At 73.0% G+C, this 15,722-nt stretch carries 11 protein-coding genes; 7 read left to right on the top strand and 4 right to left on the bottom strand.

Annotation, left to right across the window (positions count from 1 at the left end; translation table 11 throughout):
• The first annotated feature begins 2 nt into the window (after nt 1-2).
• The 6 genes from QE401_RS17780 (at nt 3) to QE401_RS17755 (ending at nt 8,764) form a co-directional block, all read left to right on the top strand.
• Complete coding sequence (locus tag QE401_RS17780; protein WP_307139465.1) at nt 3-1,253, top strand: glycosyltransferase family 4 protein; 1,251 nt, start codon at nt 3-5, stop codon at nt 1,251-1,253.
• Nucleotides 1,250-2,530 (top strand): non-hydrolyzing UDP-N-acetylglucosamine 2-epimerase, encoded by a 1,281-nt coding sequence (wecB, locus tag QE401_RS17775; protein WP_307139464.1) that lies wholly within the window; start codon nt 1,250-1,252, stop codon nt 2,528-2,530. Before QE401_RS17780 ends, wecB begins: the two co-directional genes overlap by 4 nt.
• Nucleotides 2,527-3,741 carry a glycosyltransferase gene (locus QE401_RS17770; RefSeq protein ID WP_307139463.1) on the top strand — a complete coding sequence of 405 codons (1,215 nt, stop codon included), beginning with the start codon at nt 2,527-2,529 and terminating at the stop codon, nt 3,739-3,741. The genes wecB and QE401_RS17770 overlap by 4 nt, the downstream gene beginning before the upstream one ends.
• A 369-nt stretch (nt 3,742-4,110) precedes the next feature.
• On the top strand, nt 4,111-6,027 hold the full coding sequence (locus tag QE401_RS17765; protein ID WP_307140271.1) for a polysaccharide biosynthesis protein: 1,917 nt from the start codon (nt 4,111-4,113) through the stop codon (nt 6,025-6,027).
• Nucleotides 6,024-7,559 carry a nucleotide sugar dehydrogenase gene (locus QE401_RS17760; RefSeq protein WP_307139462.1) on the top strand — a complete coding sequence of 512 codons (1,536 nt, stop codon included), beginning with the start codon at nt 6,024-6,026 and terminating at the stop codon, nt 7,557-7,559. Before QE401_RS17765 ends, QE401_RS17760 begins: the two co-directional genes overlap by 4 nt.
• A 44-nt stretch (nt 7,560-7,603) precedes the next feature.
• The gene (locus QE401_RS17755) at nt 7,604-8,764 is read left to right on the top strand and encodes a DegT/DnrJ/EryC1/StrS family aminotransferase (RefSeq protein ID WP_307139461.1); all 1,161 of its coding nucleotides are present in this window, start codon (nt 7,604-7,606) and stop codon (nt 8,762-8,764) included.
• A gap of 236 nt (nt 8,765-9,000) precedes the next feature.
• On the opposite strand, the gene QE401_RS17750 is transcribed toward QE401_RS17755, so the two are convergent.
• Together QE401_RS17750 and QE401_RS17745 are read right to left on the bottom strand one after the other, a co-directional pair.
• Nucleotides 9,001-9,873 (bottom strand): aldose 1-epimerase family protein, encoded by an 873-nt coding sequence (locus QE401_RS17750; protein WP_307139460.1) that lies wholly within the window; start codon nt 9,871-9,873, stop codon nt 9,001-9,003.
• Nucleotides 9,870-10,805, bottom strand: a complete 936-nt coding sequence (locus QE401_RS17745; RefSeq protein WP_307139459.1) for a ketopantoate reductase family protein — start codon at nt 10,803-10,805, stop codon at nt 9,870-9,872. The genes QE401_RS17750 and QE401_RS17745 overlap by 4 nt, the downstream gene beginning before the upstream one ends.
• Before the next feature lie 215 nt (nt 10,806-11,020).
• Here QE401_RS17745 and QE401_RS17740 point away from each other — a divergent pair, with 215 nt between their 5' ends.
• Nucleotides 11,021-12,634 (top strand): histidine kinase famiy protein, encoded by a 1,614-nt coding sequence (locus QE401_RS17740; RefSeq protein WP_307139458.1) that lies wholly within the window; start codon nt 11,021-11,023, stop codon nt 12,632-12,634.
• 477 nt (nt 12,635-13,111) lie between these two features.
• On the opposite strand, the gene acs is transcribed toward QE401_RS17740, so the two are convergent.
• Entirely contained in the window at nt 13,112-15,043 is a 1,932-nt protein-coding gene (gene acs, locus QE401_RS17735) for an acetate--CoA ligase (RefSeq protein ID WP_307139457.1), read from the bottom strand.
• A 144-nt stretch (nt 15,044-15,187) separates the two neighbouring features.
• The gene (locus tag QE401_RS17730; RefSeq protein ID WP_307139456.1) at nt 15,188-15,535 is read right to left on the bottom strand and encodes a Rieske (2Fe-2S) protein; all 348 of its coding nucleotides are present in this window, start codon (nt 15,533-15,535) and stop codon (nt 15,188-15,190) included.
• Nucleotides 15,536-15,722: the final 187 nt, after the last annotated feature.

The following is a 15,722-nucleotide window of genomic DNA, read 5'->3' as shown; positions in this document are numbered from 1 at the left end:
CCATGCGCATCCTCTATCTGCACCAGCATTATTCCGGCCCCGCCGGCGCCACCGCGACGCGCAGCCACGCCATGGCCTCCGCCCTGGTGGCGCGCGGCCACCATGTGACCCTGGCCTGCGGCCGCTACCAGGGCGCCGTCACCGGCCTGTCGGGCGGCTTCCACCAGGGCCGGCGCGAGGGGCTGCTGCGCGGGCTGCGGCTGGTCGAGTTCGACATTCCCTGCGGCAATGAGCAGGGGCTCGGCGCCCGCAGCCTGGCCTTCGGCCGCTACGCCGCCGCCGCCGGGCGGCTGGCGCTCTCCTCCCGCTGGGACCTGGTGGTGGCCAGCTCCACCCCGCTCACCGTGGCGCTGCCGGCGCTGCTGGCGCGGCGGCTGCGCGGCACCCCCTTCGTCTTCGAGATCCGCGACCCCTGGCCGGAGCTGCCGCGGGCGCTGGGCGGGGTGCCGCGCTGGGCGCTGTCCGGCATGGACTGGCTGGCGGACGCCGCCTGCCGCCGCGCCGCCGCCGTGGTGGCGCTGAGCGAGGGCATGGCCACCACCGCGCTGGCCCGCGGCGCGGCGCCGGAGCGGGTGCATGTGGTGCCGAATGGCTGCGACCTGGAGCTGTTCGGCCCGCAGGTCACCCCCTGGCGCCCGGCCGAGGCGGCGCCCTGGGAGATGCTTGCGGTCTATGCCGGCACGCATGGCCGCGCCAACGGGCTGGACCAGCTGCTGGACGCGGCGGCGCAGCTGCAGCAGCGGGGCGAGCGCCGCATCCGCCTGCTGCTGGTGGGCGAGGGCTCGGAGAAGCCGCGGCTGCGCGAGCAGGCGGCGGCGCGCGGGCTGCACAATGTCAGCTTCCTGGGGCCGCTGCCGAAGCGGCAGCTGGCCGCGCTGCTGGCCGGCGCGCAGCTCGGGCTGCACTGCCTGGCGCCGCTGCCCGAATTCGCCGAATGGACCTCGCCCAACAAGCTGATGGACTATCTGGCGGCCGGGCTGCCGGTGGTCGGCAATGTGCCCGGCCGCGCCGCGCGGCTGCTGGCCGAGGGGCCCTGCGGCCTGTCCACCCCGCCCGGCGACGCCGCGCTGCTGGCCGAGGCGCTGCGCTGGATGGCCGAGCAGCCGGAGCGGCGCCGCGCCATGGGCCTGGCGGCGCGCGACCAGGCGGTGCGGCGCTGGGACCGCCGGCTGCAGGCCGCCCGCTTCGTCGAGATCCTGGCCGAGGCCGCGACCCGCCGCCCCCTGCCGCAGGCCGGGCTGGTGCCGGCATGAGCGACGCACCCCTGCTCCACCTTGTGGCCGCGGCGCGGCCGAACCTGCCGAAGCTGGCGGCGCTGTGGCACGCCCTGGCGGCGCGGCCCGGCCTGTGCCGCCCGGTGCTGGTGCATACCGGCCAGCATGCCGACCCGGCGATGTTCGGCGCGCATCTGGCCGATCTCGGCCTGCCGGCGCCGCAGATCAGCCTGGGCATCGCCGCCGGCGGCGGCCATGCCGATTTCACCGCCCGGACGCTGGCCGCCTGCGGCGCGCTCTGGCAGCGGGAGCGCCCGGCCCTGGTGGTGGTGGCCGGCGATGTCGACGCCACGCTGGCGGCGGCGCTGGCGGCGCGCAAGCTCGGCATCCCGGTCGCGCATCTGGAGGCCGGGCTGCGCTGCGGCGACCGCGACATGGCGGAGGAGATCAACCGCCGCGCGGTGGATGCCATCGCCGACCTGCTCTGGGCGCCGGACGCGGCCAGCGCCGCCCGGCTGCTGGCCGAGGGCCATGCGCCGGAGGCGGTCTGCGCCGTCGGCAATGCCATGATCGACACGCTGCTGGCGCGGCTGCCGGCGGCGCGCGCCCGGCCGCTGCCGGAAGGGCTGCTGCCCGGCGCCTATGGGGTGGTGACGCTGCACCGCGCCGCCAATGTCGATGACCGCGCGGCGCTGACCCGGCTGCTCGGCGCGCTGCGCGAGGCGGCCACGCTGCTGCCGCTGGCCTGGCCGCTGCATCCGCGCAGCGCCGCCCGGCTGCGCGAGGCCGGGCTGGCCCTGCCGCCCGGCATCCGGCTGCTGCCGCCGCTCGGCTATCTCGACTTCATCGGGCTGCTGGCGCGCGCCCGGCTGGTCGCCACCGACAGCGGCGGGGTGCAGGAGGAGGCGGCTTTGCTCGACCTGCCCTGCATGACGCTGCGCCCCTCCACCGAGCGGCCGGTGACCCTGGATTCCGGCGCCAACCGGCTGGTGCGGCCGCATGAGCTGGCCGAATGCGTGCAGGAGGTGCTGGACGGCGCCTGGCCGCCGGCGCGGCCGATCCCGCTCTGGGATGGCCGGGCCGGGGCACGCATGGCCGAGCATCTGGCCGGCTTCCTGGCCGGGCGCGCCCACCCCGCCCCGCCCGCCTTCGCAGGTTCCGCCCTTCCTCCCTCCCCCCCGACCGGAAGGGCGAGCCCGGTGGCGCGCCACGCTGGCGCGCCGCCCGCCACCCGGGCCGCCTTCGCCCCCCCCGAGGCGAAGGCGGCCCCGGGTGGCCCCCCCCGCCATGCCCGCCCCGGGCGCGACGCGGCATGAGCCCGCCCGGACCCTCGCGCCGGGCGGCCAGTGCCGCGCCGCGCGCCGCCGCGCCGCAGGCGCCGCTGGTCTGCCTGCTCTCGGCCGCGCATGCGCCGACCGATCTGCGCGTCGTCGGCAAGGAGGGCGCGGCGCTGGCCGAGGCCGGCTGGCGCGTGCTGCATATCTGCCCCGGCACCGCGGCGCCGGAGCAGCATGCGGGGGTGGCGATCCGCCCCTATCGCCGCGCCGCGGGCTGGCGCGCCCGGCTGCTCGGCCTGCCTGCCCTGGCGCGGCGGGCGCGGCAGAGCGGCGCCGCGGTGCTGCACGCCTCCGAACCCGATGCCTGGGCGGCGGCGATCTGGGCGGCGCGCGGCGGCCGCGCCCGGGTGGTGCTGGATGTGCATGAGCACTACCCCTCGCGGCTCGACGACCGGCTGCCGGCGGCGCTGCGGCCGCTGGCCCGCGCCGCGCTGCGCCTGGCCTGCCGCGCCATGGCCTGGCGCGCCGATGCGGTGGTGGTGGCGAAGGACGGGCTGGATGGCGATTTCGCCGCCCCCGACCGCACCATCGCCGTGCGCAACTATGCCGCCGCCAGCGCCGTCACGCCGCGCCGCCATGCGGGGCACGGGCCGCTGACGCTGGTGCATCTGGGCGCGCTGGGCCGGGCGCGCGGCGCCTTCGTCATGCTGGAGGCGCTGGCGCTCTGCCCCGAGGACACCCGGCTGAAGCTGATCGGCCGCTTCACCGACGGGTCGGAGGCCGAGTTCCTGGCGCGGGCCCGCACGTTGGGGCTGGAGCAGCGCATCGAGCGGCTGGGCTGGATGCCGCATGCGGCGGCGCTGGCCGAGGCGGCGCAGGGCGATCTGGGCCTGGTGCTGTTCCAGCCGGGCATCGAGAACCACCGGCTGGCGCTGCCGCACAAGCTGTTCGACTGCATGCTGGCCGGGCTGCCGGTGATCGCCCCGGATTTCGCCACCGAGGTGGCGGAGGTGGTGCAGGGCGCCGGCAATGGCCTGCTGGTGGACAGCGCCGACCCCGCCGCCATCGCCACCGCCGTGGCGGCGCTGGCGGAGCCGGCGCAGCGCCAGGCCCTGGCCGAGCGCGGCCGCCGCGCCGCCGAGACCCGCTTCGGCTGGGCGCCCGAGGCGGCGCGGCTGGTGGCGCTGTATCACCGCCTGGCGCCGCTGCCGCCGGCCGCCCCGCCCGCGCGCCCCAGCGACGCCGCCTGAGCCGCCGCGATGCGCCCGCCCCCCGCCCCCACCCCGGATGCGCCGCCCCTGGCGGCCCGGCCGATGGCCGGGCCGGGGGCGGGCGCGCAGCGTCCGGGTGAGCAGGGGCCGGGCAGGCCGGGGCTGGGCAAGGCAGGCCAGGATGCCGGCGGCACGGCGCCGCACCCGGCGGAACCCCTTTCGCCGGGGCTGCTGCGCCTGCTCGACCCGCTGCCGCCGGCGCCGCCGGGCCGCCTCGACCAGGCCGCCGAACTGGCCCAGCTTGTGGCGCGGCAGGCCCTGCGGCCGGGGGTGCCGGTGCCGCACGCCCCCCAGCCTCCTGCCAGGAGTGCTTCACCCATCCCCGGGGGCCGCCTATACGCGGCGGTCATGGCCCTCACCCGCATCCTGTTGAACCTCAGCCTGGACTCGGCCCTCGCCGCCCTGGCCCTGCCGCTCGCCGTCTGGATGGCCGATCCGGCCGGCTGGCCGCCCCCGCCGCTCTGGTGGCTGGGCGCGGTGCCGGGGGCCGTCGCGGCGCTGCTGCTGGCCGGGCTGCCGGTGCGGCTGCCGCAGCAATACTGGCGCTTCGCCGCGCTGCGCGACCTGGTGGCGGTGCTGGTGGCCGGCATCGGCGGCGCGCTGCTCTTCGCCGCCGGGCTGCATCTGCTGGGCGCCTGGCGGCCGGGCAATCTGGCCTTCCCGCTGATCCATGCCGGCACGCTGGCCGCCGCCCTGCTGGCGCCGCGGGTCATCGGCCGGCTGAAGCAGTCGCACCGCGTCGGCGCCGCCAGCGAGGCACCGGCCCAGCCGATCCTGCTGATCGGCACCGGCGACGCGGCGGACCTGTTCATCCGCGCCCTGCTGCAGCAGCGCACGCCGGGCTACCGGGTGCTGGGCATCCTGGCGCGGCGGCCACGCGCGGCCGGGCGGCGCATCCATGGCTACCCGATCCTGGGCGGCTTCGAGGAGGCGTCCGAGGTGCTGGACCGGCTGCGCGCCGAGCGCCGCCTGCCCGCCGCCCTGGTGCTCGCGGACCCGGACCTGCAAGGTCCGGAACTGGAGGAAATGCTGGATGTGGCGGACCGGCATGGCGTGCTGGTCAAGCGCGCGCCGCGGCTGACCGCGCTCGACCCGGCGCCGCGCGCGGGGGAGCGGGCGCGGCGCTTCGACCTCCGCCCCGTCGCCATCGAGGAGCTGCTGGACCGGCCGCAGGTGCCGCTGGACCGCGAGGGCATGGCGCGGCTGGTGCAGGGAAGGCGCGTGCTGGTGACGGGGGCGGGCGGCACCATCGGCGGCGAGCTGGCGCGGCAGGTGGCGGCGCTGGGCCCGGCGCAGCTGACGCTGCTCGACCATGGCGAATTCGCCCTCTACGGCATCGATCTGGAGCTGGCCGAGAGCCATCCCGGCGTGCTGCGCCGCGCCGTGCTGGCCGATGTGCGCGACGCCGCGCGCATCGCCCGGCTGATGGAGGAGGTGCAGCCCGAGCTGGTGTTCCACGCCGCGGCGCTGAAGCATGTGCCGATGGTCGAGCGCGACCCGCTGGAAGGGCTGCTGACCAACGCCCAGGGCACCCGCATCATCGCCGATGCGGCGCGCGCCGTGGGCTGCCGCGCCATGGTGTTCATCAGCACCGACAAGGCGGTGAATCCCACCAGCGTCATGGGGGCTTCGAAGCGGCTGGCGGAGATGTACTGCCAGGCGCTGGACATGCAGGCGCGCCAGGGGAATGGCGGCATGCGCTGCGTCACGGTGCGCTTCGGCAATGTGCTGGGCTCCACCGGCTCGGTGGTGCCGCTGTTCCGCCGGCAGCTGGAGCGCGGCGGGCCGCTGACCGTGACCCATCCCGATATGCGCCGCTACTTCATGACGGTGCGCGAGGCGGTGGGGCTGGTGCTGCAGGCCAGCGTGGTCGGCGTCGCCGATCCGCAGGGCCAGCCGCCGGAGCTGGCCGATGGCGGCATCTTCGTGCTCGACATGGGCAAGCCGGTGAAGATCGTCGACATGGCGCGGCGGATGATCCGCCTGGCCGGGCTGCGGCCGGACGAGGATGTCGAGATCCGCTTCACCGGGCTGCGCCCCGGCGAGAAGCTGTTCGAGGAGCTGTTCCACGGGCAGGAGCCGCCGCGGCCGACGCAATTCGCGGGGCTGCTGGTGGCGACCCCGCGCACCACGGATGCCACCCAGGTGGGCCAGGCGATCGACGCCATCGCCGCCGCCGCCCGCAACGGCCAGGCCAAGGCGGCGCTCGCGCAGCTTGGCCGGCTGGTGCCGGAATTCGACCACAACCCGGAGGGGAAGACGTGACGCATCACGCATCGGGGGTGGCAGGGCTGCCCCCGCGCAGGCGCCAGCGCCTGATTCCGGCGGCGGACCAGACCGGCCCCCGCCCGCGCAGCCCCGGCCGGGCCGGCGGCGCGCCCCTCTCCCCCGATCCCGACACGACATTGCGCCGCCAGCTGCTGGCGCGGCTGAAGGCCCGCCAGGCGCGGATCGGGGTGATCGGCCTGGGCTATGCCGGGCTGCCGCTCGCGCTGCGCTTCGCCGAGCAGGGCTTCGCCGTCACCGGCTTCGACATCGACACCAGCAAGACCGAGGCGATCCGCGAAGGCCGCAGCCCGGTGCATGGCATCGAGGATGCGCGCATCGCCCGCGCCGGGATCGAGGCGGATAGCAGCCTGGCCCTGGCCGCCGATTGCGACGCGCTGGTGATCTGCGTCCCCACCCCGGTCGGGCCGCACAAGGAGCCGGATCTGGGCCCGGTGCGCGACAGTGTCGCTTCCCTCGCCCCCTATCTGCGGCGCGGCCATATCCTGGCCCTCGAAAGCACCACCTATCCCGGCACCACCGAGGATTTCCTGCTGCCGGCCCTGCTGGCGGCCGGGCTGACGCCGGGGCGCGACGCCTTCCTGCTCTACAGCCCGGAGCGCGAGGATCCCGGCAACCCCGAGGGCACGGTGCACCGCGTGCCGAAGCTGCTGGCCGGCGCCACCCCGACCTGCCTGGAGATGGGCATGGCGCTGTACGGGCCGGTGGCGGCGGGGCTGGTGCCGCTTTCCTCGCTGCGCGCGGCGGAGCTGGCCAAGCTGTATGAGAATGTCTTCCGCGCGGTGAATATCGGCTTGGTGAACGAGCTGAAGCGGATCAGCCACGCGCTCGATCTCGACGTGCATGAGGTGATCGACGCCGCCGCCACCAAGCCCTTCGGCTTCATGCCCTTCCGCCCCGGCCCGGGCCTGGGCGGGCACTGCATCCCGGTCGATCCCTATTACCTCGCCTGGAAGGCGCGCGAGCTCGGCGTGCCGAGCGATTTCGTGGAACTCGCCGGCCGGGTGAACGACGCCATGCCCGCCTATGTGGTGGAGCGGCTGCGCGACGCGCTGGATGCCCGCGGCATCCCGCTGCGCGGGGCGCGCATCCTGCTGCTCGGCCTGGCCTACAAGAGCGGCGTGCCGGATACGCGGGAGAGCCCGGCGATCGAGATCTTCCGGCTGCTGGCGGCGCGCGGCGCCGAGCTCGCCTATCACGACCCGCTGGTGCCGCGCTTCCCCGCGACAAGGCGGCTGCAGGGCAGCGCGCCGGCGCTGGAGAGCCAGCCCCTGACCGAGGCGCTGCTGGCCGGGCAGGATGCGGTGCTGCTGGTGACGCCGCAGCCGGGCATGGATCTGGCGCTGCTGCGCCAGCATGCGCGGCTGATCGTCGACACGCGCGGCGTCTATCGCGACGCGGCGGTGGACCCGGCGGCGATGCGGCCCGCGGCGGCCACGTTGCCCTTTGAAACGCGCGGTGATTTCCCAGAAGCGGCCGGTCCGGCCTATCACCCCGTCATTCAGGCCTGAGGCTGCGTGCCCCGGGCCGCTGTGATTGACGGAGCGATCCGCTTATGACCGCCGACACCACCACCAGGCCCATCGGGCTGTTCGACATGAAGGCGCAGCAGGCGCTGATCCGTCCGGAGATCGACCGCCGCATCGCCGCCATCCTCGACAGCGGCGCCTTCATCAACGGCCCCGATGTGCGCGAGCTGGAAGAGAAGCTGGCCGAGTTCGCCGGCTGCGCGCATGCGGTCGGCGTCTCCTCCGGCACGGATGCGCTGCAGATCGCCATGATGGCGGAGGGCATCGGCCGCGGCGACGCGGTGTTCCTGCCCGCCTTCACCTACACCGCGACGGCCGAGGTGCCGCTGGTGCTGGGCGCCACGCCGGTCTTCGTCGATGTGGCCGAGGATGGCTTCAACATCGACATCGAGGATCTGAAGCGCCGCATCGCGCTGGTGAAGGCGGAAGGCAAGCTGCGCCCGCGCGCCGTGGTCGGCGTCGACCTGTTCGGCCGCCCGGCGGACTGGCCGGCGATCCAGGCGATCTGCGCGGCGGAGGGGCTGTTCGCCCTCGACGACGCCGCGCAGGCCTTCGGCGGCGCGCTGCAGGGCAAGCGGCTGGGCAATTGGGGCGATGCCGCCGCGCTCAGCTTCTACCCCACCAAGACGCTGGGCTGTTACGGCGATGGCGGCGCCATCCTGACCAATGACGCCGACCGGGCCGAGCTGTACCGGTCCCTGCGCACGCATGGCGAGGGCAAGACCCGCTACGAGGTGGAGCGCACCGGCATGAATGGCCGGCTGGACACGATCCAGGCCGCCATCCTGCTGTGCAAGCTGCCGCTGCTGGAGCAGGAGCTGAAGGACCGCACCCGCGTCGCGCGGCATTATGCCGCGCGGCTGTCCGGCCATGTCACCGTGCCGGGCGAGATGGACGGGGCGGAGAGCGCCTGGGGGCTGTATTCCATCCTGCTGCCGGATGCCGAGACGCGCGGCCGGGTGCAGGCGGCGATGCAGGCGCGCGGCGTGCCCTCGGCGATCTACTATCCGAAGCCGCTGCACCGCCAGCCGGCCTATGCGGCGGCGCATGCCGAGGGGCTGCGCCAGTCGCCGCCGCTGACGGTGTCCGAGGATATCTGCCAGCGCATCCTGTCGCTGCCGATGCATCCCTATCTGGACGAGGCGCAGCTGGACCGCGTCGCCGACGCCGTCATCGCCGGCCTGTAAGGTCTTACTGGCTCGCGCGATTCAGGCTTTTCGGCGATTCCGCCTCAAGCCATCGCGGTTTTGTTTGATCGCGCGATTCAGGCTTTTCGGCGATTCCGCCTCAAGCCATCGCGGTTTTGTCTGATCGCGCGATTCAGGCTTTTCGGCGATTCCGCCTCAAGCCATCGCGCGAACGGATGGCGGGGTCCGGGGTGGCCCTGCCACCCCGGCGGGGTCCAGGGGCAGCGCCCCTGGCCCTATCCCTGGGGCCTGACGCTCCAGGTGAAATCCCGGCTTTCCCCCGGCTTCAGCAGGGTGATGCCAGGCTTTTCCGAGAACTCCCCATCCCACCCGGCCGGGCTGGCATAGCCGCACCAGGGCTCCAGGCAGAGGAAATCCGCCCCTTCCGGCTTCGACCACAGGCCGAAATCCCGGTAATTCTCCCAGCGCATCTCGATCTCCGGCCCGGCCTCGGAGACATAGCGCAGCGCCCGGCTGGCGATCCCTGGCAGCACCAGCGCATCCTTCCCGAACAGCGCCGGCGACAGCGGCAGATCGTGCCCCTGCAGGGGCAGCGCCTCCTCCCCCGCCAGCAGCCCGCCTTCCAGGCGGCGGGCGGGGTTGGGCTCGGCCTGGGCGAAGACCAGGCGGTGGTCCTGCTTCGCCCCGGCGCCGGGCAGCGGCCAGGCGAAGGCCGGGTGGGCGCCGAAGGCGAAGGGCAGCGGGACCCGGCCCGGATTGGCGATGGTGGCCTTCGCCACCAGCCAGCCGCCGGCCAGCGAGAAATCCAGCTCCAGGATGAAGGCGAAGGGGTAGAGGGCGCGGCTTTCGGCGTCGTCGGACAGGCGCAGCCGGCAGCGATCGGCGGTCTGGGACAGCCAGGTGAAGCGGCGGTCGCGGGCGAAGCCGTGCTGGCCCATGCGATAGGCCTGGCCCTCATGCCGCAGCGTGTCGCCGGCCAGGCGGCCGACGATCGGGAACAGCCAGGGGGCGTGGCGCCGCCATTCCGGCCCGGCCTGCCACAGCCATTCCCGCCCCGCCGCGTCGCGCAGGCTGACCAGCTCGCCGCCGCGGGCCTGGATGGTGGCGGAGAGGCCGTCGCGCTGGATGCGGTGGCGGTCGGCGTTCATGCGGCCTTCTCCTCGGCGCGGCGCTGCTCATAGGTCTTGGCGTGCAGATAGGCGATGGCGTGCAGGGTGGGGTCCACCCCGGCCTCGCCGGCCGCCTGCAGCAGGAAGCCCAGGATGTGGTCGGCCTCGATCCGCCCGCCGGATTCGAGGTCGCGCAGCATGCTGGCCGTGTAGGTGCCGGTGGGGTCGGAGAGCAAAGCGCGGTATTCCTCGGCGAAGCCTGCCGGCACCGGATGGCCGTGATGCGCGGCGATGGCCATGTTGCGCTCCAGCAGGGTCAGCAGGAAGGCGGTGCCGCCGGGGGCGCGGGCGATCTGGCCGGTGCTGCCGCGCAGCAGCACGGTCGCCGCCGCCACCGTGCCCAGATGCACCAGCTTGGCCCACATGGCGCGGTGGATGTCGGGCACCGCCTCGGCCAGGATGCCGCCCTGGCGGGCCAGCTCGGCGAAGCGGGTGACGCGGGGGGTCAGGCTGCCATCCAGCTCGCCCAGCGTCAGATAGCGCCAGTCGGAGAGGTTGATGACCTCCCCCGCCGGGTTCAGCGTGGCGCGGATTTTTGCGAGCCCCCCGAGCACGGCGCCGGCCCCGAAGGCCTCGCGCAGCCGGTCGAGATGCGACAGCCCGTTCAGCACCGGCAGCACCGCCGTCTCCGGCCCGATGGCCGGGCGCAGGCTGTCGATCGCCTCCTCCAGGTCATAGGCCTTGCAGCTCAGCAGCACGATGTCCCAGCCCGGGCGCAGCTCGGCGGCGGTGAGCGCGGTGACGGGGCGGCGCAGCTCCCCGGTGGCGGGGCAGCGCAGCACCAGCCCGCGCTCGCGCAGCTGCGCCTGGCGCTTGGGACGGACCAGGAAGGCCAGCTCCGCCCCCGCCTCCAGCAGCCTGCCGCCGAAATAGCCGCCCAGCGCGCCCGCGCCCAGGACCAGGATCCGCATGCTCGCCCCCGCTCTGCCCATGCCGCATCATCCATGCGGGCAACACCGGGCGAAGCGCAACGTTACAGCCCCGGACGCTTGCGCCGAAGCCCCGGCCGGGCTGAGACAAAAGTGACACGCCCCGGCCGCGGCGGTTCTTGCGGGGTTCCGCAGCGGTGCCAAGTTCCGGTCCGACCTACCGCCCCCCGCCGGGCGTTCAGCCAGCAGGGATTGCGATGCCCGACAAGCCCCAGACGCCGCCGCACGGCATCACCGCCCCGCTCGACAGCCGCGACCCGCAGCATGGCGAGGTGTTCCACATCGCCGTCGAGACGACGCGCATGCCGATGATCGTGGCGGATGCGCGGCTGCCGGACATGCCGATCGTCTTCGCCAACCACGCCTTCCTGCAGATGACGGGCTATTCGCGGGAGGAGATCGTCGGCACCAATTGCCGCTTCCTGCAGGGGCCGGAGACCGATCGCGGCAGCGTCGACGCGGTGCGCCAGGCGCTGCGCGAGGAGCGCGAGATCGCCATCGAGATCCTGAACTACCGCAAGAACGGCTCGACCTTCTGGAACGCGCTGTTCATCTCCCCGGTCTATGACGATGCCGGCAGGCTCCGCTACTTCTTCGGCTCGCAGCTCGATGTCAGCCGCCGCCGCGATGCCGAGGACGCGCTGCGCCAGGCGCAGAAGATGGAGGCGCTGGGCCAGCTGACCGGCGGCATCGCGCATGACTTCAACAACCTGCTGCAGGTGATGCTGGGCTATCTGGACCTGATGGGGCATGGGCTGACCCAGCCGCAGCTGGACCGCGCCCGGCTGACCCGCGGCGTCGAGAATGTGCGCGGCGCCGTCGGCCGCGCCACCACCCTGACGCAGCAGCTGCTGGCCTTCGCCCGCAAGCAGCGGCTGGAGGGACGCACCCTCAACCTGAACAACCTGCTCGATGGCGTGCGCGACATGGCGCACCACACGCTGGGCGAGGCCATCACGCTGGAGCTGCAGCCTGCGCCGCAGCTGTGGAATTGCCGCATCGACCCGACCCAGGCCGAGGTCGCGCTGCTGAACCTGCTGATCAACGCCCGCGACGCCATGCCGGGCGACCGCGCCGGGCATGTGCGCATCGCCACCCGCAACGAGACGCTGGACCAGGAACAGGCCAGCCGCTTCGGCGAGCTGCTGCCGGGCGGCTATGTCGCGCTCGAGGTCAGCGACAATGGCGGCGGCATCCCGGGCGAGATCCTCTCCCGCGTCATGGACCCGTTCTTCACCACCAAGGATGAGGGGCGCGGCACCGGGCTCGGCCTGTCCATGGTCTATGGCTTCGCCCGGCAATCCGGCGGCACGCTGCGCATCGCCTCGCGCGAGGGGGAAGGCACCACCGTCACCCTGTATTTCCCCGCCCTCGGCGAGGAGGACCGGCCGGTGCAGCCGCGCGCGCTGCGCGTCATGGACCGCCCCGGCACCGAGACCATCCTGGTGGTCGATGACCGCCCCGACGTCGCCGAGCTGGCGCGCGAGATCCTGGAGGATTTCGGCTACCGCATCCTGGTCGCGCACAATGGCCCGGCGGCGCTGGAGGTGCTGGACGGCGCCGGGCCGGTCGATCTGCTGTTCTCCGACCTGATCATGCCCGGCGGCATGAACGGCGCCATGCTGGCGCGCGAGGCCCGCCGCCGCCGGCCGCGGCTGAAGGTGCTGCTGACCACTGGCTATGCCGAGGCCTCGCTGGAACGCAGCACCGCCGGCGGCGCCGAATTCGACATCATCGGCAAGCCCTATGGCCGGCTGGAGCTCAGCCGCAAGATCCGCCTCGTCCTCGACGGCCCCACCGGCATCGGCTAGTTTTTCTGTCGGGCTGCTTTTCTTTCGAGAATCCGAAAAAACAAAACGCCGCCCCGGCTAGGGGCGGCGTTTAGCGTGAGTTCAAGGAAGGCCCTCACTCTATCCAGCTGAGCTACGGACGCCAAGTGGCGCGCCCGGCGGGATTCGAACCCGCGACCCTGGGCTTCTCGGGCGGCTCACGACCGCATGAATAGAAATCTAGTTGGGTGACCGGCTGGCAGTCAAGTAAAAATCCTTCTGTTTGCAAAGTGCATAATGGCCCAAAAAAGCCCCGCTTTCGCGGGGCTTCTATTTTCCACCTGACCGCCAGACCTTGTCCGGATTGCGCACCTCGCCTGGAAACAGGATGGCGGCAACACGGCGAAGCCACCGGACCACGGGTGCTCCCACTAGCCTGCCGCGTCCCGCTTCAAAACGGGACGGCGGCAGCCTGAAAGAAAAGTCCCGCCTCGCAACAGGACAGCGGCAGCCTGACAACTAGACGCGGTTGGTGATGAGGTCCTGGACGACGGTGGGGTCGGCCAGCGTCGAGGTGTCGCCCAGGCTGTCGGTCTCATTGGCGGCAATCTTGCGCAGGATGCGGCGCATGATCTTGCCGGAGCGGGTCTTGGGCAGGCCGGGCGCCCATTGGATGGCGTCCGGCGAGGCGATCGGGCCGATCTCCTTGCGCACCCAGGCCACCAGTTCCTTCTTCAGGGCGTCGGTGGGTTCCTCGCCGGTCTTGAGGGTGACGTAGCAGTAGATGCCCTGGCCCTTCAGCTCATGCGGCATGCCGACCACGGCGGCCTCGGCCACCTTGGGGTGGGCGACGAGGGCGCTTTCGATCTCGGCCGTGCCCATGCGGTGGCCGGAGACGTTCAGCACGTCATCGACGCGGCCGGTGATCCAGTAATAGCCATCCTCGTCCCGCCGCGCGCCGTCGCCGGAGAAGTACTTGCCCGGGAAGGTCGAGAAGTAGGTCTGGATGAAGCGCTCATGGTCCTTGTAGACGGTGCGCATCTGGCCCGGCCAGGAATCCAGGATGACGAGGTTGCCCTCGGTCGCGCCTTCCAGGATCTGCCCCTCATTGTCGACCAGCGCCGGCTGCACGCCGGGCAGCGGCAGGGTGGCGGAGCCGGGCTTCTGCGCCACGGCGCCGGGCAGCGGCGAGATCAGGATGCCGCCGGTCTCGGTCTGCCACCAGGTGTCGACCACCGGGCAGCGGCTGTCGCCGACCACGCGGTAATACCACATCCAGGCCTCGGGGTTGATCGGCTCGCCGACGCTGCCCAGCACGCGCAGCGACTGGCGCGACCATTTCTTCACCGGCGCCTCGCCCTCCCGCATCAGGGAGCGGATGGCGGTCGGCGCGGTGTAGAAGATGTTGACCTGGTGCTTGTCCACCACCTGCCAGCAGCGGTCGATGCCGGGCCAGTTCGGCACGCCCTCGAACATCAGCGTCGTCGCGCCATTCGCCAGCGGGCCATAGACGATATAGGTGTGGCCGGTGACCCAGCCGACATCGGCGGTGCACCAGTAGATCTCGCCCGGGCGGTAGTCGAAGACCAACTCATGCGTGAAGCCGGCCCAGACCATGTAGCCGCCGGTGGTGTGCAGCACGCCCTTGGGCTTCCCGGTGGAGCCCGAGGTGTAGAGGATGAAGAGCGGGTCCTCGGCGTTCATCGGCTCCGGCGCGCAATCCGGCGCCGCGGCCTCGACCAGCTCGTGGTACCAGTGGTCGCGGCCTTCCTGCATCGGCACATCGCCGCCGGTGTTCTTCACGACGATGACGTGCCGCACCGTCGGGCAGGATTTCATCGCCTCGTCGGCATTGGTCTTCAGCGGCACCTTGCGGCCGCCGCGGCGGCCCTCATCGGCGGTGATGACCAGCACGCTGTCGCAATCCTGCACGCGGCTGGCCAGGCTGTCCGGGCTGAAGCCGCCGAACACCACGGAATGCACCGCGCCGATGCGGGCGCAGGCCAGCATGGCCACCGCCGCCTCGACGATCATCGGCAGGTACAGGCTGACGCGGTCGCCCTTCTTCACCCCCAGCGCCTTCATCGCATTGGCCAGGCGGCAGACCCGCTCATGCAGGTCGCGATAGGTGACCTTGGCGTCGCTGTTCGGGTCGTCGCCTTCCCAGATGATGGCGGTCTGCTCGCCGCGCTCGGCCAGATGGCGGTCCAGGCAGGAGACGGAGGCGTTCAGCACCCCGTCCTCGAACCATTTGATCGAGACGTCGCCCTCGAAGCTGGTGTTCTTGATCTTCGTCGGCGGGGTGATCCAGGCGATGCGCTTGGCCTCCTCGCGCCAGAAGGCGTCCGGGTCGCGCAGCGCCTCGGCGGTCATGGTGCGGTGGCGGGCCTCGTCCACCCGCGCGCCCTGCGCCAGCTCGGGCTTGACCGGAATCAGCGCGTCGTCAGGCATGCTCTTTCCTCCCGCTATGGTGTCCGCCGGTTGAGGCGGCACCCCGTCTTTCGCCGCTATTGGGCCAATGCGCCTTGATCCCCGTCAAGTGCTGCAACGCGGAATTGGAACCGGCTCCATGCCCGCCCCCGCGGCCGGCCCTTCTCAGGCGCCGGCATCGGCGGGGACCCAGACCGCGCCCTGGTCGTCGATGCGCACCGGCACCGCCTCCAGCGAATCGCCGGCACAGGGGCCGGAGGTGCAGAACCCGTCCTCGATGCGGAAATGCGCGCCATGCACGGCGCAGACGATCTGCCGCCCCGGCCCGTCCAGGAAGCGGTCGGGCACGATCTCCAGCGGCACGCCGACATGCGGGCAGGAATTGACATAGACATGCACGGCATCGCCGCGGCGCACCGCGAACAGCCCGATGAAGCTGCCCGGCGTGCCGGCGAAGCCGCGCGAGCCGCCTTCGGGGATGTCGTCGAGATGGCAGAGGCGGCGTTCATCCATGCGGCGTGTCCTGCGGTCGGGCGGGGCGGCCCCGCCAGCCCGGGCATCGCCCAGCGCCGCCCCCGCCGCAAGCCCCCGCCGCCGGACGCAGGATGCCGGAACGCCCGGTGGATGCGGCAGCGGCTTTCCGCCCATTCCGTTAACCTTTCTGCGGCAGCCTCGCGCGGATCGGTCGGGCGCAGGCAGG

It is taken from the genome of Pseudoroseomonas cervicalis (genome assembly GCF_030818485.1).
Taxonomy (GTDB): Bacteria; Pseudomonadota; Alphaproteobacteria; order Acetobacterales; family Acetobacteraceae; genus Pseudoroseomonas; species Pseudoroseomonas cervicalis_A.
Note: the sequence above shows the minus strand (reverse complement) of the source record. Positions and strands in the feature narration are given on the sequence as shown.

Coding starts and splice junctions, on each gene's coding strand:
- QE401_RS17780 (WP_307139465.1), top strand. CDS start 3: ATGCGCATCCTCTATCTGCACCAGCATTATTCCGGCCCCGCCGGCGCC.
- wecB (WP_307139464.1), top strand. CDS start 1,250: ATGAGCGACGCACCCCTGCTCCACCTTGTGGCCGCGGCGCGGCCGAAC.
- QE401_RS17770 (WP_307139463.1), top strand. CDS start 2,527: ATGAGCCCGCCCGGACCCTCGCGCCGGGCGGCCAGTGCCGCGCCGCGC.
- QE401_RS17765 (WP_307140271.1), top strand. CDS start 4,111: ATGGCCCTCACCCGCATCCTGTTGAACCTCAGCCTGGACTCGGCCCTC.
- QE401_RS17755 (WP_307139461.1), top strand. CDS start 7,604: ATGACCGCCGACACCACCACCAGGCCCATCGGGCTGTTCGACATGAAG.
- QE401_RS17750 (WP_307139460.1), bottom strand. CDS start 9,873: ATGAACGCCGACCGCCACCGCATCCAGCGCGACGGCCTCTCCGCCACC.
- QE401_RS17745 (WP_307139459.1), bottom strand. CDS start 10,805: ATGCGGATCCTGGTCCTGGGCGCGGGCGCGCTGGGCGGCTATTTCGGC.
- QE401_RS17740 (WP_307139458.1), top strand. CDS start 11,021: ATGCCCGACAAGCCCCAGACGCCGCCGCACGGCATCACCGCCCCGCTC.
- acs (WP_307139457.1), bottom strand. CDS start 15,043: ATGCCTGACGACGCGCTGATTCCGGTCAAGCCCGAGCTGGCGCAGGGC.
- QE401_RS17730 (WP_307139456.1), bottom strand. CDS start 15,535: ATGGATGAACGCCGCCTCTGCCATCTCGACGACATCCCCGAAGGCGGC.